Origin of the sequence: Streptomyces sp. NPDC050535 (genome assembly GCF_044457665.1) — a bacterium.
GTDB lineage: Bacteria > Actinomycetota > Actinomycetes > Streptomycetales > Streptomycetaceae > Streptomyces.
In genome coordinates this window covers 25,802-47,728 of the sequence record NZ_JBITHE010000013.1, presented here as the reverse complement: position 1 = coordinate 47,728, position 21,927 = coordinate 25,802, and the positions used below count along the sequence as shown (strand labels likewise).

The window sequence follows — 21,927 nt, the reverse complement described above, 5'->3', positions numbered from 1 at the left end:
TCTCCCTACACCGCGGTGCCCGCCACCGCCGGCACCGCTTCCGCCAGGACAGGGGTGGCGGGCACCACCGACACCGCCGTCCTGCCGCCCGTCGCGGCCACCGGGACCGCGGCCCCGGCCCCCGCCACCCTCGAAGCGCGTGCCGTCTCGGCCTGGTTCGGCGACCACCAGGTCCTGGAACGGGTCTCCCTGACCATGCCCGCGGGCCAGGTCACCGCGCTGATCGGCCCCTCCGGCTGCGGCAAGTCGACCTTCCTGCGCACGCTCAACCGGATGCACGAGCTGATCCCTGCGGCCGCGATGGGCGGCGAGGTGCTCTTCGAGGGGGAGGACATCTACGCCCCCGGGCGCAGGCTGACCGACGCCCGCCGGCTGATCGGGATGGTGTTCCAGAAGCCCAACCCGTTCCCCGCCATGTCGATCTACGACAACGTGGTCGCGGGCCTGCGGCTGACGGGCACCCGGGTCGGCCGTGGCGAGAGGGACGTACTGGTCGAGGAGAGCCTGACCCGGGCAGGTCTGTGGAAGGAGGTGCGGGACCGGCTGCGGCAGCCCGGCGGCGCGCTCTCCGGCGGTCAGCAGCAGCGCCTGTGCATCGCCAGGGCCCTGGCCGTACGCCCCCGGGTGCTCCTGATGGACGAACCCTGCTCGGCGCTCGACCCCACGTCCACCCGCCGGGTCGAGGAGACCATCCAGGAACTCGCCGGCCAGGTGACCGTCGTGATCGTCACCCACAACATGCAGCAGGCGGCCCGCGTCTCCCAGCGGTGCGCGTTCTTCCTCGCCGAACAGGGCACCCCCGGCGGCATCGTCGAGCACGGTCCCACCGGCCACATCTTCGGCACCCCCGAGGACCGGCGCACGGCCGACTACGTGGCGGGCCGCTTCGGCTGAGGCCCCACGGGGGAGGGGCGGTCACGTTCCGTGTCCGCCCCGCACGGCCGCGGTGACGTTCCGGGGCCCGCAGGTGTGCTGTGAGACCGTGGGGAAACCAGTACGGGAATGGGCCCGGCCATCCCGGGCGTTCACGCCGGGGAGTCCATGGGTGATCCCCGGCGGATCGATTCAAGATCCAAACGCCTGGAAAGCCGGGTGAGTTTACCCATTCCCATCGACAGCTATGCGCCGTGCGGCCAGATTTTCTTCCCCTAACGGGTTGAACTTTTGTTGATCGTGGGTCAGTTGGCCGCCCGATCGCCTTACCCTTCAGAGGGTGAACCAAGTGACGTCCCGAGAGTCCGAGGCCGATCTCCCCGGGGAAGCCGTGCTCCCCGGCGCGCTGCCCGAGCTGCTGCGCGCCGAACTCGTCGCGTTCCGCCGCGACTTGCACATGCACCCCGAGCTCGGCAACCAGGAGTTCCGCACCACCGCCGCGCTCAAGGCCCGCCTGGAACTGGCGGGCCTCAAGCCGCGCGTGCTCGACACCGGTACCGGGCTCATGTGTGACATCGGCGACCAGGACGACGTACGTCCCATGCTCGCCCTGCGTGCGGACATCGACGCGCTGCCCATCCCGGACACGAAGTCCGACTGCGCCTACCGGTCGACCGTGCCCGATCGCGCGCACGCCTGCGGACACGACGTGCACACCTGTGTCGTGCTCGGCGCCGGTCTCGTACTCGCGGAACTGCACCGCCAGGGGCGGCTGCCGCGCCCGGTGCGGCTGATCTTCCAGCCCGCGGAGGAGGTGCTCCCCGGTGGCGCCCCCGACGCGATCGAGTCGGGCGTCCTCGAAGGCGTGGGGCGGATCATCGGCGTGCACTGCGACCCGAGGGTCGACGCGGGGCGCATCGGACTGCGGCACGGCGCGATCACCTCCGCGTGCGACCGGCTCGAGGTCGCACTCGACGGCGCGGGCGGCCACACCGCGCGCCCGCATCTCACCACGGACCTCGTCACCGCCGCCGCCCGGGTCGCCACCGACGTCCCGGTCCTGGTCGCGCGCCGCACCGACGCGCGCAGCGGGCTCGCCGTGACCTGGGGACGCATCGAGTCCGGGCACGCCTGCAACGTGATCCCGAACCACGCGGAGCTCTCCGGGACCGTGCGCTGCCTGGACCTCGCCACCTGGCGCGCGGCGCCCGACCTGGTGCACGCGGCGATCGACGAGATCGCCAACCTGTACCGGGCGAAGTCGGAGATCAACTACATCCGCGGTGTTCCGCCGGTCGTCAACGACCCGGCCGTCACCGACCTGCTGCGCGACGCCATGACCGCCCGGCGCGGCGCGCACTCCATCGAGGACACCGAGCAGAGCCTGGGCGGCGAGGACTTCTCCTGGTACCTGGAGCGGGTGCCCGGCGCGATGGCCCGGCTCGGCGTGCGCACCCCCGGCGAGCGCGCTCCCCGCGACCTGCACCAGGGCGACTTCGACGCCGACGAGTCGGCGATCACGGTGGGCGTGGAGCTCTTCACCGCGGCGGCCCTGCTCGACGGGACGCCCGTCCTCGACCTCGGAGCGTGACGGAAGGGAGGGGCGCGACCCCCGTTCGCCCGCCGGGTCGCGCCCTTCCCGCAGGTGTTCGCGGCCCCGCTCCGGTAGCGCGGCGCACCCCTCCGTCGTAGCGTGGTGAGCGGCCGGGCAGCACTGCCTGCCCAGTCACACACAGCGCGTGACCGGCACACGGATCGTCACCGACGGAGCAGGTGCTCTGTCCCCAAGTGCACCCTTCGACCCCATAGTTCACAGGGACGTAACCGGCCATCGGCACGAATGGATAACGGCCAGGCGAAACCCCGTTCCCTGGAGGGTCTACGCGCGTTAATGTGCGCCGAACTCAGCACCCACTGCGGGGCTTTGGAGAATGGGGAACCTTCAGATGCGTCGGATATCCAGACTGACCCGTGTCGCGGTGGGGGTCGCGTCGCTCGCACTCGCGGCCACGGCCTGCGGCGGTACCAGTGACGAAGCGGACAGTGACAGCAGCAGCGCGAGCAGCGGTGGCAAGGGTCTCGCCATCGCCTACGACATCGGCGGCAAGGGCGACCAGTCCTTCAACGACGCGGCGTTCTCCGGGCTGGAGAAGGCGAAGGCCGAGTTCAAGTACGAGACGGCCGACATCGAGCCCACCGACGGCGAGACCGACGCCGACAAGGAGCAGCGGCTCGCCTCACTGGCCAAGCAGGGCTACAACCCGGTCATCGGCATCGGCTTCGCCTACGGCCCCGCGCTGACCGCCGTCGCGTCGAAGTACCCGGACACCACCTTCGGCATCGTGGACTCGGTGGTCGAGGGCGCCAACGTCGCGTCCCTGGTCTTCGCCGAGCAGGAGGCCTCCTACCTCGCGGGTGTCGCCGCCGCCAAGGCCACCAAGACCAACACCGTCGGCTTCGTCGGCGGTGTGGACATCCCGCTGATCCACAAGTTCGAGGCCGGCTACAAGCAGGGCGTCCAGGACACCAACCCCAAGGTCAAGGTCCTCTCGCAGTACCTGACGCAGACCGCCGAGGAAGGCGGCTTCTCCAGCCCCGACAAGGGCAAGGCCGCCGCCGAGGGCCAGCTCGAGAAGAACGCGGACGTGGTCTACCAGGCCGCGGGACTCTCCGGCCAGGGTGTGATCGAGGCCGCCGCCAAGGAGAAGAAGTGGGCGATCGGCGTTGACTCCGACCAGTACAACCAGGCCGCCCTCGCCCCGTACAAGGACTACATCCTGACCTCCGCGCTCAAGGACGTCGGCGGCGCCGTGTACGCGCTCGCCAAGTCCGTCGAGGACGGCAAGCCGCTGACCGGCACGCAGACCTTCGACCTGAAGGTGGACGGCGTCGGCCTCGCCGACAGCAACCCGAAGATGGCGGAGATCGCCGGCCTCACCGACGCGGTGGCCAAGGCCAAGGCGGGCATCATCGACGGCTCGATCAAGGTCAAGACCGAGTAACGGGCCCCCTGTACGGGCGAACGCGAACAAAGTCACACAAGGCGGGCGGGTGCCGGAAGGCGCCCGCCCGTCGTCGTGTCCGCGCCGCAGGTCACCCACCGCCACCGCGCCTTTGCGGTCGGCAAGACCGGACCCGGCGAAAGGGTGCCGTCGGGCACAGCCGGATAACAAGGTGGACAGAAGGGGTTTTCTAGAAGGTCTACGCGCGTTAATCTGCGGCGAAGCCAGCGCCGAAGCCGTTCCGTCAGGCGCTTGTACGACAGGAGCACAACTCATGCGCCGGGTTCCCCGCATCGCGCTCGCAGGCGCCGCGACCGCGTCTCTCGCCCTCGTCATCTCCGCCTGTGGTGGTACCTCGACCTCGTCGGGCTCGTCGGAGTCGAAGGGGGACCTCGGTCTCGCCATCGCGTACGACGTCGGCGGCAAGGGCGACCAGTCCTTCAACGACGCCGCCTACGCGGGCCTGGAGGACGCGAAGAAGGAGTTCGGTTACAAGACCGCCGACGTGGAGCCCACGGACGGTGAGACGGACGCCGACAAGACGCAGCGCCTTGTCTCGCTGGCCAAGCAGGGCTACAACCCGGTCATCGGCATCGGCTACGCCTACGCGCCGGCCATCAAGGAGGCCGCGGCGAAGTACCCGGACACCACCTTCGGCATCGTCGACGACTCCACGGTCGAGACGGCGAACGTCGCGGACCTGGTCTTCTCCGAGCAGGAGGCCTCCTACCTCGCGGGTGTCGCCGCCGCCAAGGCCACCAAGACCAACACCGTCGGCTTCGTGGGCGGCGTGGACGTGCCGCTGATCCACAAGTTCGGCGCGGGCTTCGAGCAGGGCGTCAAGGACACCAACCCCAAGGTCACCGTCCTGTCGCAGTACCTGACGCAGACCGCCGAGGAGGGCGGCTTCTCCAGCCCCGACAAGGGCAAGACGGCCGCCGAGGGCCAGATCGAGAAGAAGGCCGACGTCGTCTACGCGGCGGCCGGTCTGTCCGGCCAGGGTGTCATCGAGGCCGCCGCCGCCAACAAGGTGTGGGCGATCGGCGTCGACTCCGACCAGTACAAGCAGGAAGCCCTGAGCAAGTACAAGGCCTCCATCCTGACGTCCGCGACCAAGGACGTCGCCAAGGCGGTCTACAACCTCGCGAAGTCGGTCGAGGACGGTAAGCCGGAGACCGGTATCGTTCGGGGCGACTTGAAGTCCGGCGAGGTCGGCCTCGCCGACTCCAACCCTGAGTTCAAGAACGACACCGCTATCCAGGACGCCGTAGAGGCAGCCAAGGAGAAGATCATCAGCGGCGAGATCACGGTCAAGACCAGCTGACGAAGCAGGACCTCAGGAGCAGCCGAGCGGCTCCGGGGAAGTTCAGGAAGGCTCTTTCGGGCCGCCCGCTCTTCCCCGGAGCCGCTTGGTAACCGCGGGGTTACGTCCGCTCAACGGGATACGGGGAGTCTGGCTCTCCGTATCCCGTTCTCGCGGCTCGCCGCCCCTCAAGTTGCCGTAGGGGCGCTACGCGCGTAGACGACCCCCCTTCCCTCAGGAGATGCGCCATCAACGCGTCCAGCAGCCCTCCGGCCGGCGCGGTCAACGGCCAGGTGACCGCAGTCGAACTCGCCGGGATCACCAAGCGATTCCCGGGCGTCGTGGCCAACCACGACATCCACCTCAGCGTCCGCAAGGGCACGGTCCACGCCCTCGTCGGTGAGAACGGCGCCGGCAAGTCGACGCTGATGAAGATCCTCTACGGCATGCAGAAGCCGGACGAGGGCACCATCGCCGTGGAAGGCGACCAGGTCACCTTCTCCTCGCCCGCTGACGCCATCGCCCGCGGCATCGGCATGGTCCACCAGCACTTCATGCTCGCCGACAACCTCACCGTCCTGGAGAACGTCGTCCTGGGCAGCGAGAAGCTGTACGGCATCGGCGGCAAGGCCCGCCGCAAGATCCTGGAGCTCTCGACGAGGTACGGCCTCGGCGTGCGCCCCGACGTCCTGGTCGAGGAACTCGGCGTAGCCGACCGGCAGCGCGTGGAGATCCTCAAGGTCCTCTACCGCGGCGCCCGGATCCTCATCCTCGACGAGCCCACCGCGGTCCTCGTCCCGCAGGAGGTCGAAGGGCTCTTCGCCAACCTGCGCGAGCTCAAGGCCGAGGGCCTGTCGGTCATCTTCATCTCGCACAAGCTGGGCGAGGTCCTCTCCGTGGCCGACGACATCACCGTCATCCGCCGCGGCACGACGGTCGGCACCGCCGTCCCGTCCGAGACCACCCCGCGCCAGCTCGCCGAGCTGATGGTCGGCAGCGAACTGCCCACCCCGGAGACGGCCGAGTCGACGGTCACCGACCGCCCGGTGCTCACCGTCACCGACCTGCGGCTGGTCGCCCCCGGCGGCAAGGCACTCCTCGACGACATCACCTTCACCATCCACGCGGGCGAGGTCCTGGGCCTCGCCGGTGTCGAGGGCAACGGCCAGACCGAGCTCATCGACGCGCTGATCGGCCTCAAGGGCGCCGACTCCGGCACCATCACGCTGGCCGAGGAGGAGATCACCACCTGGGCCACCCGCAGGCGCCGCGAGCAGGGCATCGGCTACATCCCCGAGGACCGGCACCGTCACGGCCTGCTCCTGGAGGCCCCCCTCTGGGAGAACCGCATCCTCGGCCATGTCACCGAGAAGCCCAACGCGAAGGGCGTCTGGCTCGACATCAAGGGCGCCCAGGCCGACACCCGCCGGATCGTCGAGGAGTACGACGTCCGCACCCCCGGCATCGACGTCACGGCGGCCTCGCTCTCCGGCGGCAACCAGCAGAAGCTGATCGTCGGCCGGGAGATGAGCTCCAAGCCGCGCTTCCTGATCGCCGCCCACCCCACCCGCGGTGTGGACGTCGGCGCGCAGGCCCAGATCTGGGACCAGATCCGGGAGGCCCGTCGCGAGGGTCTCGCCGTCCTGCTGATCTCCGCCGACCTGGACGAGCTGATCGGTCTGTCCGACACCCTCCGGGTGATCTACAACGGCAAGCTGGTCGCGGACGCCAACCCGGCCACCATCACCCCGGAGGAGCTCGGCACGGCGATGACCGGCGCCGCCACCGGACACCTGGAGAACGAGGAGCTCGCCGAGCAGGTGGAGCTCGAAGAGCAAGCCGGGCAAGCCGAACCCCGGCAAGCCGCCGATCGAGCCGAGACCACGGCACAGACCCCGGACGCCCCGGAAGACGAGGCCCGCTGATGAAGAAGTTCGACAAGGAGCGCCTGCTCCTCGCGGTGGCCGGACCGGTCATCGCGCTCGTCGTGGCCGTGGCGCTGACCTCGGTCGTGCTGATCGCCTCGGGGAAGAACCCGATCGAGCCCTACACGCTCATGTTCGAGCAGGCCGGGTTCGCCGACATCCAGGTCCTGATCATCAACCAGGCCTCGATGTACTACATCGCGGCCCTCGCGGTGGCCATCGGCTTCCGGATGAACCTGTTCAACATCGGTGTGGACGGCCAGTACCAGCTCGCCGCCATGATGGCCGCGGTCGTCGGCGCCCATGTCGCGCTGCCCGCGGTCCTCCAGGTCCCGCTGCTGATCCTGACCGCGGTCTGTACCGGCGCGTTCTGGTCCGGCATCGCGGGTGTCCTCAAGGTCACCCGAGGGGTCAGCGAGGTCGTCGCGACGATCATGCTGAACGCGATCGCGACCTCCGTCATCGCCTACCTCTGGCTGCCCAGCGTCTTCGGCGTGAAGGTCGGCAACAACAACACCACCGGCGAGATGGACAAGTCCGGCTGGGTGCCCGGCTTCGACATGGGTGACGCGGGCGAGATCTACGGGCTCGTCGTCCTCGCGGCGCTGCTCGGCATCGGCTACTGGATCGTCCTCAACCGGACCCGCTTCGGCTTCGACCTGCGTGCCTCCGGTGCCTCGGAGACCGCCGCCGCGGCCAGCGGTGTGAACCCCAAGCGCATGGTGCTCACCGCCATGCTGGTCTCCGGCGGTCTGGCCGGCCTCGCGGGCCTGCCGATCCTGCTCGGCGACTCGCACACGTACAGCCTGAACTTCCCCACCGGCATCGGCTTCCTGGGCATCGGCATCGCCCTCCTCGGCCGCAACAGCCCCACCGGTATCGCCTTCGCGGCCCTGCTGTGGGCCTGGCTGGACAAGGCGTCCCCGGAGCTCGACTACAACGGCTACGACAAGGAGATCGCGGTCATCATGCAGGGCCTGATCGTGCTCTCGGTCGTCGTCAGCTACGAGGCCGTACGCGAGTGGGGTCTGCGCCGCCAGCAGCGTCGCGTCGGCGCGGAACTGGCCGCCGGCCACGTCCTCGGCGCCTCCTCCGACAACAACACCCAGAAGGAGGTGGCGGGCCGATGACCACCGCAACCGACGTCAACCAGCCCTCGCTGAAGACAGAGGCCCCCAGCGGCCGCCGGCTGTCGCTCCCCGTCCTCCTGCTGGTCATCGCGGGCGGCCTGGCGCTGACCTCGATCGTCCGCATCATCACCGGCGCCGACGGCATCACCAACGTCAGCCAGATGTCGACCGCCCTCGAACTGGCCGTCCCGATCGGTCTCGCCGGTCTCGGCGGTCTGTGGGCCGAGCGCGCGGGCGTCGTCAACATCGGCCTCGAAGGCATGATGATCCTCGGCACCTGGTTCGGTGCCTGGGCCGGCTACCAGTGGGGCCCGTGGACCGGCGTGCTCGTCGGCATCATCGGCGGCTGCATCGGCGGTCTGCTGCACGCGATCGTCACCATCACCTTCAACGTCAACCACATCGTCTCCGGTGTGGCCATCAACATCCTGGCCCTCGGCGCCACCCGCTACCTCGCCCCGCTGGCCTTCGAGGGCGTCCAGGGCGGTTCGGCCAAGCAGTCCCCGCCGGTCGACTCGCTCGGCAACTTCACCGTGCCAGGGCTGTCCGACTGGCTCACCACCCTCAACTCCAAGGGCTGGTTCTTCCTCTCGGACATCGCGGGCCTGCTCGGCGGACTGGTCACCAACGTCTCCTGGCTGACCCTGATCGCCATCGCCCTGATCCCCGCCACCTGGTGGATCCTCTGGCGCACGCCCTTCGGCCTGCGCCTGCGGTCCTGCGGCGAGAACCCGGTCGCGGCCGAGTCGCTCGGCGTCAACGTCTACAAGTACAAGTACCTCGCCGTGATCATCTCCGGCGGACTGGCCGGCCTCGGCGGCGTCTTCCTCTCCATCGTGGCCAACCCCTTCTACCTGGAGGGCCAGACCAGCGGGCGCGGCTACATCGGTCTCGCCGCGATGATCTTCGGCAACTGGATGCCGGGCGGACTCGCCATCGGCGCGGGCCTGTTCGGCTACACCGACAGCCTCAACCTGCGCGGCGGCTCCGAGAACGTCCACGCGCTGCTGCTGCTCGCCGCCATCCTGCTGGTCATCGGCGCGGTCTGGCTGGTGATCAGGAAGAAGTACGTGCCCGCCGTGATCACCCTGGTCATCGGCGTGCTCGTGTTCCTCTGGTACGCCCTCACCAACGAGGTCCCCAACCAGGTGGTCTCCGCGACGCCGTACGTCATCACGCTGCTCGTGCTCGCGCTGTCCGCGCAGCGCCTGCGGATGCCGAAGGCGGACGGTCTGCCCTACCGCAAGGGGCAGGGCAAGTGACGGCCGCCGTCGACTGGGACGCCCTGCGGGAGGTGGCCCGTGCGGCCATGTCCCGTGCGTACGCGCCGTACTCGGGGTATCCGGTCGGCGTCGCCGCCCTGGTGGACGACGGCCGGATCATCTCGGGCTGCAACGTGGAGAACGCCTCGTACGGCATCGGGCTGTGCGCCGAGTGCGGTCTTGTCTCCGAGCTGCACAACACCGGCGGCGGCCGGCTGACGCACTTCACCTGCGTCGACGGGCGGGGCGAGATCCTCGTCCCGTGCGGGCGCTGCCGTCAGCTGCTGTTCGAGTTCGGCGGTCCTGATCTGGTCCTGGAGACCCCGGCCGGGATCCTGCCGCTCTCCGAGATGCTGCCGCAGGCCTTCGGGCCGGAGCACCTCACCAAGTAACTCCGTGCGGCCCCTCGCGACCGGCCGATCGACTGATCGACCGGTCGGGTGAGGGGCCGTTCACCTTTCGGAAGGAAAGCCATGACTGTGTTGTCGATGGATGCCGTCTCCGTCATCCGCACCAAGCGGGACCGCGGTGAGCTCAGCGACGAGCAGATCGACTGGGTCATCGACGCGTACACCCGAGGCGAGGTCGCCGACTACCAGATGGCCGCCCTCAACATGGCGATCCTGCTCAACGGCATGGACCGCCGCGAGATCGCCCGCTGGACCGCCGCCATGATCGCCTCCGGCGAGCGGATGGACTTCTCGGCGCTGTCCCGCCCGACCGCCGACAAGCACTCCACCGGCGGCGTCGGCGACAAGATCACGCTCCCGCTGGCGCCCCTGGTGGCGGCCTGCGGCGCGGCGGTCCCGCAGCTGTCCGGGCGCGGCCTCGGCCACACCGGCGGCACCCTGGACAAGCTGGAGTCGATCCCCGGCTGGCGCGCCCTGCTGTCGAACGAGGAGATGCTCTCCGTACTGGACGGCGTAGGCGCCGTGATCTGTGCGGCGGGCGACGGTCTGGCCCCCGCCGACAAGAAGCTGTACGCCCTCCGGGACGTCACCGGCACGGTCGAGGCGATCCCGCTGATCGCCTCCTCGATCATGTCGAAGAAGATCGCCGAGGGCACGGGCTCGCTGGTCCTGGACGTGAAGGTCGGCACCGGCGCCTTCATGAAGACGATCGAGGACGCGCGTGAACTCGCCTCCACGATGGTCGGCCTCGGCACCGACCACGGGGTGAAGACGGTCGCGCTGCTCACGGACATGTCGACGCCGCTGGGCCTGACGGCGGGCAACGCCCTCGAGGTCCGCGAGTCGGTGGAGGTCCTCGCGGGCGGCGGCCCCTCGGACGTCGTCGACCTCACCATCGCGCTGGCCCGCGAGATGCTCGACGCGGCTGGCGTCAGGAACGCCGACCCGGCGAAGGCACTGGCCGACGGCTCCGCGATGGACGTCTGGCGCCGCATGATCGCCGCGCAGGGCGGTGACCCGGACGCCGCGCTGCCCGTCGCACGCGAGCAGCACGTGGTGACGGCCCCCTCCTCCGGTGTCCTGACCCGCCTCGACGCGTACGACATCGGCATCGCCGCCTGGCGCCTGGGCGCCGGCCGCGCCCGCAAGGAGGACCCGGTCCAGGCCGGAGCGGGCGTCGAACTCCACGCCAAGCCGGGCGACACCGTCACCGCGGGCCAGCCTCTGCTGACCCTCCACACGGACACCCCGGAGCGCTTCGAGTACGCACTCCGGTCGGTCGAGGGCTCCTACGACGTCGCGGCACCGGGCACCGACTTCAAGGCGACGCCCGTGGTGCTGGAGCGCATCGCCTGAGCAGGCGTTTCCTCGCGGAACCGGCGGGCGGTACCCCCTGCGGGGGTGCCGCCCGTCCGGCGCGGATTCCGGGCACCCCGATGAGTTCCGCGCCTCCCGAGGGTCTACTCACCGTGGATGCCAATACACCCGCCGTACTCGTGCTGCCGCGGCCCGTCACTCGCGACGAGCTGCCGGGGCTGTGTGATGACGTGCGGGTGCGGCTGGAGGCGTCCGGGGGCGGGGTCGTGGTGTGCGACGTCGCGGGGCTCGGGCCGCCCGGGCTGGGGGCCGTGGACGCGCTGGCCAGGCTGGAACTCGCCGCGCGGCGGGCGGGGGGACGGGTACGCCTGCGGAACCCGGCCCCGTCCCTGCGCGCCCTACTCGACCTGGTCGGCCTCCGCTTCGAGATGGAGGGGCAGCCCGAAGAGCGGGAACCAGCGGGGGGTGTCCAGGAAGCAGTGGAACCCGGTGATCCGGCCCTTTGAGATCTCCAGCACCTGCACGGCCCAGGGCGAGAAGCCGCCCTTCTCCGGATCCGGCTTGTAGTGGGCGAAGCCCGGGAGGCCGTTGACCTCCACCGGCACCAGGCGCGAGTTCGCGCAGCCGGCGCCCAGGGTCGTCATGAAACCGGTGATGTCCTCCGTGCCGACCAGCCACAGGTCGAACGGCGGCATCGTCATGATCGCGTCCTCGTGGAGCAGCGCCGTCAGCGCCGTCATGTCGTACCCCTCGAAGGCGGCGACATAGCGCTCCAGGAGCTTCTGCTGCTCCTCGTCGAGCGGGTCGGAGGTGGCGGCGTCCGCCCCGGCCCCCTCGCTCTCCGCGAGGGTCGCACGGGCCCGCTGGAGCGCGCTGTTCACCGACGCGACCGTCGTGCCGAGCAGCTCGGCGACCTCGGCGGCCTTCCACGCGAGGACCTCGCGCAGGATCAGCACCGCGCGCTGTTTGGGCGGCAGCTGTTGCAGGGCGGCCATGAAGGCGAGCCGCACCGACTCCTTCGCCACCGCCGCCTCGGCCGGGTCGGTGGTCTCCGGCAGGACGCGGGCGCTGGGCATCGGCTCCAGCCAGGTGTGGTCCGGGAGCGGGTTGAGGGCGGCCTGTGCCAGTGGTGAGGGTGCCGTCAGGTCCATGGGGCGCGCCCTTTTGTTGCCCGCGTTCAGCATGTCCAGGCATACGTTCGTCGCGATCCGGTAGAGCCAGGAACGCATCGAGGAGCGGCCCTCGAACTTGTCGTAGCTGCGCCAGGCGCGGACCATCGTGTCCTGGACCGCGTCCTCCGCCTCGAAGGAGGAGCCGAGCATCCGGTAGCAGTACCCGGTCAGCTCGGTTCGGTGTTTCTCCAGGCGGACGTCCAGGTCCGTCGTCGTCGCTGTGCCGTCGCTCATAGCCAACCCACCCCTGTGGCCGTTTCCGCCGCGCCTTCGCGACGTACCTCGGAAGCTACCGCAGCCCACTGACAATGGCCTGGGGAGTGGGGAAAGGCGCAGGTCAGATGGGGGCGCGGTCAGCTTTTTGTCGCCCCCTCCGCCCCTTCCCGTCCCGTTCCTGGGGGCTGCGCCCCCAGACCCCCCTGTCGCGCTTCGCGCTCGTCCTCAAACGCCGGACGGGCTAGTGGATAGCCCCTCCGGCGTTTGAGGAGCGGGGGTTCGGGGGCGGAGCCCTCGAGTGACGGGACGGGAAGGGGCGGCGGGGGCGAGGAAGGCCTCTACCGTGCCAGCGCCGGCCTCCGCCGGGCCTGTACGCGGGCCGCGTGGGAGCCAAGCACCGTGATCGCGACGACGCCGAGGACGGCGAGGAGGCCGAGGGAGACCGTGCCCGCCCAGCCGCCGGAGTGGTATGCCACCGCGCCGAGCGTGCTGCCCGCGCTGGAGCCGACGTAGTAGGCGGACTGGTAGAGCGCGGAGGCCTGGGCCCGCCCGGAGGTCGCCGTGTGGCTCACCGACGACGAGGCCACCGCGTGCCCCGCGAAGAACCCCGCGGTGATCAGCACCAGACCGAGCAGGATCAGGGGGAGGACATCGGCCAGGGAGAGCAGAAGACCCGCGGTCGTCGTACCGCCCGCCAGGTAGAGGGCACCCCGGCGGCCGAGACGGGCGACCAGCTTCCCCGCCGTCGACGCCGACACCGTACCGACCAGGTACACCAGGAAGATCGAGCCGATGATGCCCTGGGGGAGCGAGAAGGGCGCGTCGGTGAGGCGGTACCCGATCACCGTGTAGACCCCGCCGAAGACCATCATGAACAGCGCGCCGATCGCGTACAGCCGGCGCAGCAGCGGGTTCGAGAGGTGGTCACGGACCGTGTGTGCCAGCACGCGGGGCCGCAGCGACCCGGTCACGAAGTGCCGCGGAGCGGGCAGCAGCAGGCGGAAGGCGACCGCGCACGCCACCGCGAGCAGACCGATCACTCCGACGGCGACCCGCCAGCCCCACTCCTGCGCGATCCAGCCGGTGATGACCCGGCCGCTCATGCCGCCGACGCTGTTGCCCGCGACGAACAGACCGATCGCGGTGATCAGCGCCTTGGGCCGGACCTCCTCGGCCAGATACGCGGTCGCCGACGCAGGCAGACCCGCGAGGGCCGCACCCTGCACGGCCCGCAGCGCGATCAGCGTGCCGATCGACGGGGCGAAGGGGACCAGGAGTCCGACCGCCACGGCCACCACCAGCGACGCCGTCATCAACGTACGCCGCCCGAACCGCTCCGACAGCGCGCTCATCGGCAGCACGAAGAGCGCCAGCGCACCGGTCGCGGCCGACACCGTCCAGCTCGCCTGGCTCGCGCTCACCGTGAAGTCGTCCGAGATGAGGGGGAGGAGGGCCTGCGTGGAGTAGAGGAGCGCGAAGGTCGCGACGCCGGCGAGGAAGAGGGCGAAGCTCATCCGGCGGTAGCCGGGTCCGCCCGGCGCCAGACGGGAGTCGGGGGCGTCGGGAGCGGGGGTGGAAGGAGCGGCGGCGGGAGCGGGGACGGACGAGGAGGCGTCCAGGGTGGTGGACGCCCCGGTACTGGCGGAAGGCATGCTTCGAAGCTAAAGTCCCGCCGCTCATCCGTCCAATGCACGAAAACGCCATAATCGTTCCCGTGATGCATGAGCAGAGGTCAGAAGCGCACCTGTCACCGTCCAGTGACACAGAAGACAACGCGGACATGGCGAGACTGCTCGCCCCGCGCCTCGCGTACTTCGCCGGAGTGGCCCGCACCGAGCACGTCACACGCGCCGCGCAGGAGATGGGCGTACCGCAGTCGACGCTCTCGCGGGCCATGGTCCGGCTCGAAAAGGACCTGGGCGTCGACCTGTTCGCGAGAAGGGGACGGACGGTCTCGCTCACCCCGGCCGGCCGTACGTTCCTCGGCTCCGTCGAACGTGCCCTCGGCGAGATCGAGCGTGCCGCCGACGAGGTGCGCGCGGACGCCGACCCGGCCACCGGGAAGGTCGCCTTCGGCTTCCTGCACACGATGGGCTCGGAGACGGTCCCCGAGCTCATCCGCGCCTTCCGCGCCGACCACCCCCGGGTCCGCTTCAGCCTCGTCCAGACCTACGGCGAGGCGATGCTGGAGCGGCTGCGCTCCGGAGAGCTCGACCTCTGCCTCACCTCACCGGTGCCGGACGCGCCCGACCTGGTGGCCCGCCGCCTCGACGAGCAGAAGCTCCGGCTGGTCGTCCCCGCCGACCACCGCCTCGCCGCCCGCAAGCGGATCCGGCTCGCCGAGGCCGCCGACGAGACCTTCGTGACCCTCGAACCCGGCTACGGCCTGCGCCGTATCACCGACGCCGTCTGCGGGGAGGCGGGCTTCAAGCCGCGGGTCGCCTTCGAGGGCGAGGAGGCGGAGACGCTGCGCGGACTCGTCGCCGCCGGCCTCGGGGTCGCCCTGTTGCCGCCACCGGCCTTCGCCCGCCCGGGAGTTGTCGAGCTGACGGTCACCGCCCCGCGCGCGGTGCGCGAGATCGGCGTCGCCTGGCTCGACGGCCACCCGGACACCCCGCCCGTCGCCGCCTTCAAGAGGTTCCTGCTGTCACGGCGGGGTCATCTGCTGCCCGACTGAACCCTGTCGGTAGGTGTCGTACGCGGCGGAAGCCGGCGCCTACCGCCGCAGTGACTGCCCGAAGCCCGCCGCCAGCGGCATCCGCAGTCCCAGTGGCGGCGGCGCGGCGAACGCGTCCTCGACCGGGCGGGAGAAGGAGCGGCCGAACAGTGAGCCCAGGACGAAGTCCTCGGCGAGGGCCAGGACTTCACCGCGGTGCTGTTGCAGCGCGTGCCCGTCGGAGTGGACCTCGAAGCGGCAGATGTCGCGGTTGGCCTTCTTCGCGCGCGCCGCGAGACGGAAGGACAACTCCGGGTCGGTGCGCTCGTCGTTCGTGCCGTGCACGATCAGCACGCGCCGCCCGGCGAGCTGTTTCACCGGTTCGGGTGGCGCCGCCACATCCTCCTCGGGCAGCCAAGGGGCCAGCGCGAGCACGGAGTTGACGGCGGCGTGACCGCCCGCGCGCAGCGCCGCGCGCCCGCCCATGTCGACGCCGGCCAGGCACACGGGGACGTCTCCGTACCGGCGTACGACCTCGTCGGCGCCCCAGGCCGCGTCCGCCGCCAGTTCCGCCTCGCTGCCGTTCCAGCCCCGGACCCGGTAGTGCACGACATGCGTGACCAGGCCCTCCGTGCGGCCGGCGCGCGTCAGGCGACGCCCCAGCGCGTGGACGGAGGCGGCCGCCCACATCGAGGACGGTCTGCGGGCGGAGATCTCCTCGCCGCCGGGGAGCAGCAGGACGACCCCGCTGACCGACGTCGGCTCCGAGCCGAGCGCCCTCCCCAGCCGTGCCCTGCGAACCGGCGTCGCTTGGTGTGCCATGACAGAACAGTCTCAGAAGCGGCGGTGTACGCGACCCGTCCGCAGGGTCACCGTTACGTATCGACGGTTCTGCCCGGCGAGAGATCTACGCGCGTAGGGGCTAGAGTGCGGAAATGACGAGCCAGATCCGGAACACCCCGAGCTCGGAGCAGATCCGCCGGGCGCCCAAGGTCCTGCTGCACGATCATCTCGACGGGGGTCTGCGCCCCGGGACGATCGTCGAACTCGCCCGTGACACGGGCTATTCCGGTCTCCCCGAGAGCGACCCCGACAAGCTCGGGGTCTGGTTCCGCGAGGCCGCCGACTCCGGTTCCCTGGAGCGGTATCTGGAGACCTTCGCCCACACCTGCGCCGTCATGCAGACCCGCGATGCGCTCGTCCGGGTCGCGGCCGAGTGCGCCGAGGACCTGGCCGAGGACGGCGTCGTGTACGCCGAGGTGCGTTATGCGCCCGAGCAGCACCTGGAGGCCGGACTCAGCCTCGAGGAGGTCGTCGAGGCGGTCAACGAGGGCTTCCGGGAGGGCGAGCGGCGGGCCCGCGAGAACGGCCACCGCATCCGCGTCGGCGCCCTGCTCACCGCCATGCGGCACGCCGCCCGCGCGCTGGAGATCGCCGAACTCGCCAACCGTTACCGGGACCTGGGCGTCGTCGGCTTCGACATCGCCGGTGCCGAGGCCGGGTTCCCGCCCACCCGGCACCTCGACGCCTTCGAGTACCTCAAGCGCGAGAACAACCACTTCACCATCCACGCCGGAGAGGCCTTCGGGCTGCCCTCGATCTGGCAGGCGCTCCAGTGGTGCGGCGCCGACCGGCTCGGGCACGGGGTGCGGATCATCGACGACATCAAGGTCCAGGAGGACGGCTCCGTACAGCTCGGACGGCTCGCCTCGTACGTACGCGACAAGCGCATCCCCCTTGAGCTGTGCCCCAGCTCCAACCTGCAGACCGGTGCCGCCGACTCGTACGCCGCCCATCCGATCGGGCTGCTGCGGCGGCTGCATTTCCGGGCCACGGTCAATACCGATAATCGGCTCATGTCCGGTACCAGTATGAGCCGGGAATTCGAGCACCTTGTCGATGCGTTCGGTTATTCGCTCGACGACATGCAGTGGTTCTCTGTCAATGCTATGAAGTCAGCATTCATTCCTTTCGATGAACGACTGGCCATGATCAATGACGTGATCAAGCCCGGCTACGCCGAACTGAAGTCCGCATGGCTGTTCCAGCAGACCGCTTCCACCAGCGGTTCTGTGGAGGACGAGAGCTGACCGGACGGGACGGGAAGCGGTCGGGTCTTCACTGGTTCTCCATGACTCGGCCGTTTCTCGATGTTTGCGGAAGGCCGCTTCGCGTGTTTACGGTCTTGGACCGCTCACATCCCTGTCTCACGTATCCAAGGACGCATTCAAGATGAAGCAGTCTGCTGCCAAGACCCTCGGCGTCGCCGCTCTCGGTGCCGCTTTCGCCGCCGCGGGCGCGGGTGCCGCGAATGCCGCTCCGGCCGTTCCGGACCTCTCCTCGGCCCTGGACACCGTCACCTCGACGCTGCCCGCGGAGAACGTGGCCAAGGCGCTCCCCGGTGCGGGCGAGGCGCTCACCCAGGGACAGGGCGCGCTCGGCGCCGGTGTGGCCGCCGCTGGGCCGGCCGCCGCCCGCGTCCTCGCCGACGGTCCGACCGCGCCGGTGGCCGGGCTGCTCGGCGGACTGCCGCTGCAGGGTCTGCCCACCCACGGCCTGCCGGTGAACGGCGTGCCGCTCGGCTGAGGCAGCCGCACAGACGAACGCCGGTGGGGCGCACCCGATCAGGGTGCGCCCCACCGGCGTTTCGCCGTGCGGGCGGGTGACTACCAGGACGTGGCGCGGGCCTTGTCCTCCGAGGGGAACAGGAACCACAGCGCGATGTAGAGCAGGAACTGCGGGCCGGGCAGCAGACACGACACGACGAAGATCACGCGCATCGTGGTCGCGGAGGTGCCGAAGCGCTGTGCCAGCGCTGCGCACACTCCGCCGATCATGCGGTTGTTGGTCGGGCGGGCAATGGCGCTCATCGGATCTCCTTCGCGAACCGGGGGCCAGGCGACCTGTTCGCCGTGGCGGCTGGGACTCTGTTGCTCTGAGGCCGAGTGACTCTGTGGCCGAGTGACCCTGTGCCTACAAAGCTACGGAGGCGAAGCCCGCGACGCGTCGCTCTACGGTGCGATCCGGACCCTGGGAATCGTCGGGGTCCGCCCCTGAGCCATGTCCTCCCGTTGGAGCACGGCGCGTCGTCGCCTCTGCTCCCGGCGGCGTAGACCGGACCGGACGGCGGGTACGACCGCGAGGTGGGCCAGGGCGACACCGGCCGTGTTGAGCAGCAGCGAGTCGACGTCCACCACCTGACCGGGCACCCCGGTCTGCAGGAGCTCGATGCCCAGGGACAGCAGGGCACCGGCGGCGACCGTCCGGACGAGGGAGCCGAGCGGCGAGCCGGCGAGCTTGCCGCCGGCCAGCGGGAGCAGGACACCCAGCGGGGCCAGCAGCGCCAGACCCTCGCCGATCCGGCAGACCGCCTCCCGTGGGCTCAGCGCGAGATCCGCCCTGATACCGGCGAAGGGCCGCAGGTTGGCGGCGCTCACCCAGGGCACGTCCAGGGGACGCAGCGTGATCCAGGCGACGAGGACGAGATGTGCGACGAGGAGGACACCTCCTGCCACACGGACGCGGATCGCGGCACTGCCGCCGCCTGAACCTTCACGCTGCACGCTCCCCAAGACGCGAGGCGCGGCGCGATCGGTTCCGCCTTGGTGGGGAGGTTGGGGCTGAGGCATACGCCACACACGCGTTCGCCGGGTCCTGGGACTCCCCGGGACGCGGCGGCGCCTTCGGACTCCCCGGGACTCAGTTCTCCACCGTCGTCGAGGGCGGCGACTGCGTGCCCGGGCTCGAGCGGACGTCGCCGGTGCACTCGTAGCGCCGGAGCTGGCTGGTTTCCGGGCCGCCGAGGATGACAGAGCCGTCGTCCTGGGCCGCCGCGGAGTCGGCGAAGGTGCAGACGATCTGGGCGAGGGCGAACCGGGTGAGGTCGTCCGGCGGGGTGCTCAGCCGGAGGGTGTCCTCGGGGTCCCTGGCCTCGGGGCCGCTCACCGTCATGCCGCCGCGTACGTCCGAGGCGTAGCCCGCCTGCCGCTCGGCCGCGGACGGCGTCTCGGCGAGCTCGTCCAGCAGCCCCTGGGCCACCAGGACACGCCGCGCCTCCTCCGCCGTACCGGCCGGGATGGCGACGGACCGGTCGACCGTGACGAGCTGCGCGGAACAGAGCAGGAAGACCTGGACCGGGACGCCCCCGGAGGTCTGCGTGGAGATGTCGCCCGACAGGGCGCACGGGACCCGGGACGGCGCGGGGCCGAAGTCCGTGGGCACCTGGGTGGGGCGGATGCCGCAGCCCGCGAGCAGCGCGGCCAGCAGACCGAGGGCCGCCCAGGGGCGGACGGACCGGCGTCGTACGGTCGTCATCCGGCGGTCGCCTCCGTGCCGTTCCCGTCCTCGTCGTCCGGGTCGTCGTCGAGCAGTACCGGCGCGTCCTGCGGGAGGCGGAGCGTGAAGACCGCGCCGCCCTCGGGGGCGTTCGCCGCGGTGATCCCGCCGCCGTGGATGTGCGCGTTCTCCAGGGCGATGGACAGCCCCAGTCCGCTGCCCTCCGAACGGGGGCGGGACGCGCTCGCCTTGTAGAAGCGGTCGAAGACGTGCGGCAGTACGTCCTCGGGGATGCCCGGACCGTGGTCCTGGACCTCGATCAGCAGGGCGTCGGCCTCGACGCGCACCGAGACCCGGACCGGCGAGCCGCCGTGCTTGAGCGCGTTGCCGATCAGGTTCGCCAGGATCACGTCCAGGCGGCGCGGGTCCAGACGCACCATCACGCCGCGCTCGGCGTCCAGGTCCACCGCGTCCAGCCAGGCGCGCGCGTCGATGCACGAGGTGATCAGGTCGGCGATGTCCACGTCGTCCACGACGAGCCGGGCGGTGCCCGCGTCGAAACGGGTGACCTCCATGAGGTTCTCGACCAGGTCGTTCAGCCGGCGGGTCTCGCTGACGACGAGCCGTACGGCCGGCTCGATCATCGGGTCGACGCTGCCGGTCTCCGCGTCCAGTTCCTCTTCCAGGATCTCCGTCACGGCGGTGATCGCGGTGAGCGGCGTACGGAGTTCATGGGACATGTCCGCCACGAAGCGGCGGGAGGCCTCGTCGCGGGCGCTCATGTCGGCCACGCGTTTCTCGAGGGCCTCCGCGGTGTGGTTGAACGTCCGGGAGAGGTCGGCGAGTTCGTCCGTACCGGAGACCCGCAGACGGGTGTCGAGCTTGCCCTCGCCCAGGCGGCGGGCCGCGATGCCCAGGCGGTGGACCGGCTTGAGGACCGTGGTAGCGGCGGCCTGCGCCAGCAGCGCCGAGCCGATCAGGGCCAGACCGGTCGCGATACCCAGGGACCAGGCCAGGGAGTTGAGATCCTTCGCCTCGGGTTCGAGGGACTTGAGCAGGTAACCGGTCGTGGTGCCGCCGATCACCTTCGCGCCGCCCACCAGATACGGCTTGTCGTCGTCGGAGACGCGCTGCCAGTACAGGTGGTAGGCGGACTTGTTGTTCGAGGAGAGCGACTGCTTCTTGTTCACCGCCTTCTGGAGGGACTTGGGTACGTCCTCCAGGGTGAAGGTGTCCAGTGCGGAGTTGCCGGTGATCCGCCTGCCGTCGGCGTCCTCGGCGACCAGGAGCACGCTGAAGCGCTGGCTGCTGGCCGACATCTGCCCCGCCGTGCGCTGGAGTTCGGCCTGCGCCGGGTTCACCGGGAGCATGCTCGCGCGGTTGTTCATCTCCTGCTGGAAGTCGCGCAGCACCGCGTCCTGCGTACGGGTCAGCACCGCCTCGCGGTTGAGCCAGTACGCGATGCCCGACGCCGACACGGCGGCCGTCAGCGCGACGAGTCCGAACACCACCACCAGACGCAGCCGCAGACTGGTGAAGCGCAGCCCGGACATGATCGCCTTGCGCGCCGCGGCCCAGCCGCGGAGCTTGTCCTGCGGTTTGGTCACTGAGGATTGTCCAGCCGGTAGCCGACTCCCCGGACGGTACGGATGAGCGTGGGGGAGGAGGGCACGTCCTCGACCTTGGCGCGCAGCCGCTGCACGCACGCGTCGACGAGACGTGAGTCACCGAGGTAGTCGTGCTCCCACACCAGCCGCAGCAACTGCTGCCGGGACAAGGCCTGTCCGGGCCTGCGGCTCAGCTCCAGGAGCAACCGCAGCTCGGTGGGCGTCAGTTGCAGGTCCTCGCCGTTCTTGGTGACCGTCATGGCGGCACGGTCGATGACGAGGGAGCCGAAGGACGCCGAGTCGTTCGCCTCGCGCTCGCCGCGGCGCAGCACGGCACGGATCCGGGCGTCGAGCACCCGGCCCTGCACGGGCTTGACCACATAGTCGTCGGCGCCGGACTCCAGCCCCACCACGACGTCGATGTCGTCGCTGCGCGCGGTCAGCAGGATGATCGGCAACTGGTCTGTGCGCCGGATGCGTCGGCACACCTCGAATCCGTCGATGCCCGGCAGCATCACGTCCAGCACGATCAGGTCGGGCCGCTGCTCACGCAGCAGCTTCAGACCGTCCTCGCCGGTGGCAGCGGTGGCGACACGGTGCCCCTGGCGGGTCAGCGACAGCTCCAGGGCCGTGCGAATGGCGTCGTCGTCTTCGATCAGCAACAGGGAAGGCACGGACGTCATTCTGGCCCATCGAACGGTGGTGTATCGACCTCCCCCGAACTTCGTTCGGGAGGACTCCGCCGCTCCTGTCCATCTCCCGCACACGAGGAGTCCTCG

21 protein-coding genes are annotated in these 21,927 nt (G+C 70.4%); 13 read left to right on the top strand and 8 right to left on the bottom strand.

The genetic code is table 11. From position 1 onward, the window contains the following. Positions 1–81 precede the first annotated feature (81 nt). From ACIBLC_RS26760 to ACIBLC_RS26715, 10 genes are all read left to right on the top strand, one after another. Positions 82–894: a phosphate ABC transporter ATP-binding protein gene (locus ACIBLC_RS26760; RefSeq protein WP_399213915.1), complete on the top strand. Its 813-nt coding sequence runs from the start codon at positions 82–84 to the stop codon at positions 892–894. A gap of 319 nt (positions 895–1,213) precedes the next feature. Then, the gene (locus ACIBLC_RS26755) at positions 1,214–2,464 is read left to right on the top strand and encodes an amidohydrolase (RefSeq protein ID WP_399213741.1); all 1,251 of its coding nucleotides are present in this window, start codon (positions 1,214–1,216) and stop codon (positions 2,462–2,464) included. A gap of 355 nt (positions 2,465–2,819) precedes the next feature. Further along, complete coding sequence (locus ACIBLC_RS26750; RefSeq protein WP_399213740.1) at positions 2,820–3,875, top strand: BMP family protein; 1,056 nt, start codon at positions 2,820–2,822, stop codon at positions 3,873–3,875. 274 nt (positions 3,876–4,149) lie between these two features. Next, positions 4,150–5,199 carry a BMP family protein gene (locus ACIBLC_RS26745; protein WP_399213739.1) on the top strand — a complete coding sequence of 350 codons (1,050 nt, stop codon included), beginning with the start codon at positions 4,150–4,152 and terminating at the stop codon, positions 5,197–5,199. A gap of 272 nt (positions 5,200–5,471) precedes the next feature. Beyond that, positions 5,472–7,103, top strand: coding sequence for an ABC transporter ATP-binding protein (locus ACIBLC_RS26740; protein WP_399213738.1), 1,632 nt, complete (start codon positions 5,472–5,474; stop codon positions 7,101–7,103). Then, positions 7,103–8,233 (top strand): ABC transporter permease, encoded by a 1,131-nt coding sequence (locus ACIBLC_RS26735; protein ID WP_383682706.1) that lies wholly within the window; start codon positions 7,103–7,105, stop codon positions 8,231–8,233. Before ACIBLC_RS26740 ends, ACIBLC_RS26735 begins: the two co-directional genes overlap by 1 nt. Next, a complete protein-coding gene (locus ACIBLC_RS26730) occupies positions 8,230–9,495 on the top strand; it encodes an ABC transporter permease (RefSeq protein WP_399213737.1) in 1,266 nt (421 codons plus the stop codon). The genes ACIBLC_RS26735 and ACIBLC_RS26730 overlap by 4 nt, the downstream gene beginning before the upstream one ends. Then, positions 9,492–9,887, top strand: a complete 396-nt coding sequence (locus tag ACIBLC_RS26725; protein ID WP_399213736.1) for a cytidine deaminase — start codon at positions 9,492–9,494, stop codon at positions 9,885–9,887. The genes ACIBLC_RS26730 and ACIBLC_RS26725 overlap by 4 nt, the downstream gene beginning before the upstream one ends. 90 nt (positions 9,888–9,977) lie before the next feature. Continuing rightward, complete coding sequence (locus ACIBLC_RS26720; RefSeq protein ID WP_399213914.1) at positions 9,978–11,261, top strand: thymidine phosphorylase; 1,284 nt, start codon at positions 9,978–9,980, stop codon at positions 11,259–11,261. 80 nt (positions 11,262–11,341) lie between these two features. After that, positions 11,342–11,728: an STAS domain-containing protein gene (locus ACIBLC_RS26715; protein ID WP_399213735.1), complete on the top strand. Its 387-nt coding sequence runs from the start codon at positions 11,342–11,344 to the stop codon at positions 11,726–11,728. Here ACIBLC_RS26715 and ACIBLC_RS26710 read toward each other — a convergent pair. Then, complete coding sequence (locus ACIBLC_RS26710) at positions 11,621–12,628, bottom strand: sigma-70 family RNA polymerase sigma factor (RefSeq protein ID WP_399213733.1); 1,008 nt, start codon at positions 12,626–12,628, stop codon at positions 11,621–11,623. The genes ACIBLC_RS26715 and ACIBLC_RS26710 overlap by 108 nt on opposite strands. 320 nt (positions 12,629–12,948) lie before the next feature. Beyond that, on the bottom strand, positions 12,949–14,262 hold the full coding sequence (locus ACIBLC_RS26705; protein ID WP_399213732.1) for an MFS transporter: 1,314 nt from the start codon (positions 14,260–14,262) through the stop codon (positions 12,949–12,951). A gap of 65 nt (positions 14,263–14,327) precedes the next feature. On the opposite strand from ACIBLC_RS26705, the gene ACIBLC_RS26700 reads away from it, so the two are divergent. Beyond that, positions 14,328–15,287 carry a LysR substrate-binding domain-containing protein gene (locus ACIBLC_RS26700; RefSeq protein ID WP_399213913.1) on the top strand — a complete coding sequence of 320 codons (960 nt, stop codon included), beginning with the start codon at positions 14,328–14,330 and terminating at the stop codon, positions 15,285–15,287. Positions 15,288–15,326: 39 nt separating this feature from the next. Here ACIBLC_RS26700 and ACIBLC_RS26695 read toward each other — a convergent pair whose 3' ends face one another. Beyond that, positions 15,327–16,088, bottom strand: a complete 762-nt coding sequence (locus tag ACIBLC_RS26695) for an alpha/beta hydrolase (protein ID WP_399213731.1) — start codon at positions 16,086–16,088, stop codon at positions 15,327–15,329. Between the two features lie 113 nt (positions 16,089–16,201). Between ACIBLC_RS26695 and ACIBLC_RS26690 the strand changes: the two genes are divergently transcribed. Continuing rightward, on the top strand, positions 16,202–17,356 hold the full coding sequence (locus ACIBLC_RS26690; protein ID WP_399213730.1) for an adenosine deaminase: 1,155 nt from the start codon (positions 16,202–16,204) through the stop codon (positions 17,354–17,356). Between the two features lie 142 nt (positions 17,357–17,498). Continuing rightward, a complete protein-coding gene (locus tag ACIBLC_RS26685) occupies positions 17,499–17,852 on the top strand; it encodes an ATP-binding protein (protein ID WP_399213728.1) in 354 nt (117 codons plus the stop codon). 80 nt (positions 17,853–17,932) lie between these two features. Here ACIBLC_RS26685 and ACIBLC_RS26680 read toward each other — a convergent pair whose 3' ends face one another. From ACIBLC_RS26680 to afsQ1, 5 genes are all read right to left on the bottom strand, one after another. Further along, the gene (locus ACIBLC_RS26680) at positions 17,933–18,136 is read right to left on the bottom strand and encodes a PspC domain-containing protein (protein WP_399213727.1); all 204 of its coding nucleotides are present in this window, start codon (positions 18,134–18,136) and stop codon (positions 17,933–17,935) included. Between the two features lie 141 nt (positions 18,137–18,277). After that, positions 18,278–18,829, bottom strand: a complete 552-nt coding sequence (locus ACIBLC_RS26675) for a VanZ family protein (protein WP_399213726.1) — start codon at positions 18,827–18,829, stop codon at positions 18,278–18,280. Between the two features lie 136 nt (positions 18,830–18,965). Then, on the bottom strand, positions 18,966–19,580 hold the full coding sequence (locus ACIBLC_RS26670; protein WP_399213725.1) for a hypothetical protein: 615 nt from the start codon (positions 19,578–19,580) through the stop codon (positions 18,966–18,968). Further along, on the bottom strand, positions 19,577–21,148 hold the full coding sequence (locus ACIBLC_RS26665; protein ID WP_399213724.1) for an ATP-binding protein: 1,572 nt from the start codon (positions 21,146–21,148) through the stop codon (positions 19,577–19,579). The genes ACIBLC_RS26670 and ACIBLC_RS26665 overlap by 4 nt, the downstream gene beginning before the upstream one ends. Then, the gene (gene afsQ1 / locus ACIBLC_RS26660; protein ID WP_037625670.1) at positions 21,145–21,822 is read right to left on the bottom strand and encodes a two-component system response regulator AfsQ1; all 678 of its coding nucleotides are present in this window, start codon (positions 21,820–21,822) and stop codon (positions 21,145–21,147) included. The genes ACIBLC_RS26665 and afsQ1 overlap by 4 nt, the downstream gene beginning before the upstream one ends. Positions 21,823–21,927: the final 105 nt, after the last annotated feature.

Bases quoted from the DNA above. Each gene is read 5' to 3' on its own strand.
- ACIBLC_RS26705 (WP_399213732.1), bottom strand. From the start codon at position 14,262: ATGCCTTCCGCCAGTACCGGGGCGTCCACCACCCTGGACGCCTCCTCG.
- ACIBLC_RS26715 (WP_399213735.1), top strand. From the start codon at position 11,342: ATGAGTTCCGCGCCTCCCGAGGGTCTACTCACCGTGGATGCCAATACA.
- ACIBLC_RS26680 (WP_399213727.1), bottom strand. From the start codon at position 18,136: ATGAGCGCCATTGCCCGCCCGACCAACAACCGCATGATCGGCGGAGTG.
- ACIBLC_RS26670 (WP_399213725.1), bottom strand. From the start codon at position 19,580: ATGACGACCGTACGACGCCGGTCCGTCCGCCCCTGGGCGGCCCTCGGT.
- ACIBLC_RS26685 (WP_399213728.1), top strand. From the start codon at position 17,499: ATGAAGCAGTCTGCTGCCAAGACCCTCGGCGTCGCCGCTCTCGGTGCC.
- ACIBLC_RS26695 (WP_399213731.1), bottom strand. From the start codon at position 16,088: ATGGCACACCAAGCGACGCCGGTTCGCAGGGCACGGCTGGGGAGGGCG.
- ACIBLC_RS26690 (WP_399213730.1), top strand. From the start codon at position 16,202: ATGACGAGCCAGATCCGGAACACCCCGAGCTCGGAGCAGATCCGCCGG.
- ACIBLC_RS26735 (WP_383682706.1), top strand. From the start codon at position 7,103: ATGAAGAAGTTCGACAAGGAGCGCCTGCTCCTCGCGGTGGCCGGACCG.
- ACIBLC_RS26745 (WP_399213739.1), top strand. From the start codon at position 4,150: ATGCGCCGGGTTCCCCGCATCGCGCTCGCAGGCGCCGCGACCGCGTCT.
- ACIBLC_RS26730 (WP_399213737.1), top strand. From the start codon at position 8,230: ATGACCACCGCAACCGACGTCAACCAGCCCTCGCTGAAGACAGAGGCC.
- ACIBLC_RS26700 (WP_399213913.1), top strand. From the start codon at position 14,328: ATGCATGAGCAGAGGTCAGAAGCGCACCTGTCACCGTCCAGTGACACA.
- ACIBLC_RS26750 (WP_399213740.1), top strand. From the start codon at position 2,820: ATGCGTCGGATATCCAGACTGACCCGTGTCGCGGTGGGGGTCGCGTCG.
- ACIBLC_RS26710 (WP_399213733.1), bottom strand. From the start codon at position 12,628: ATGAGCGACGGCACAGCGACGACGACGGACCTGGACGTCCGCCTGGAG.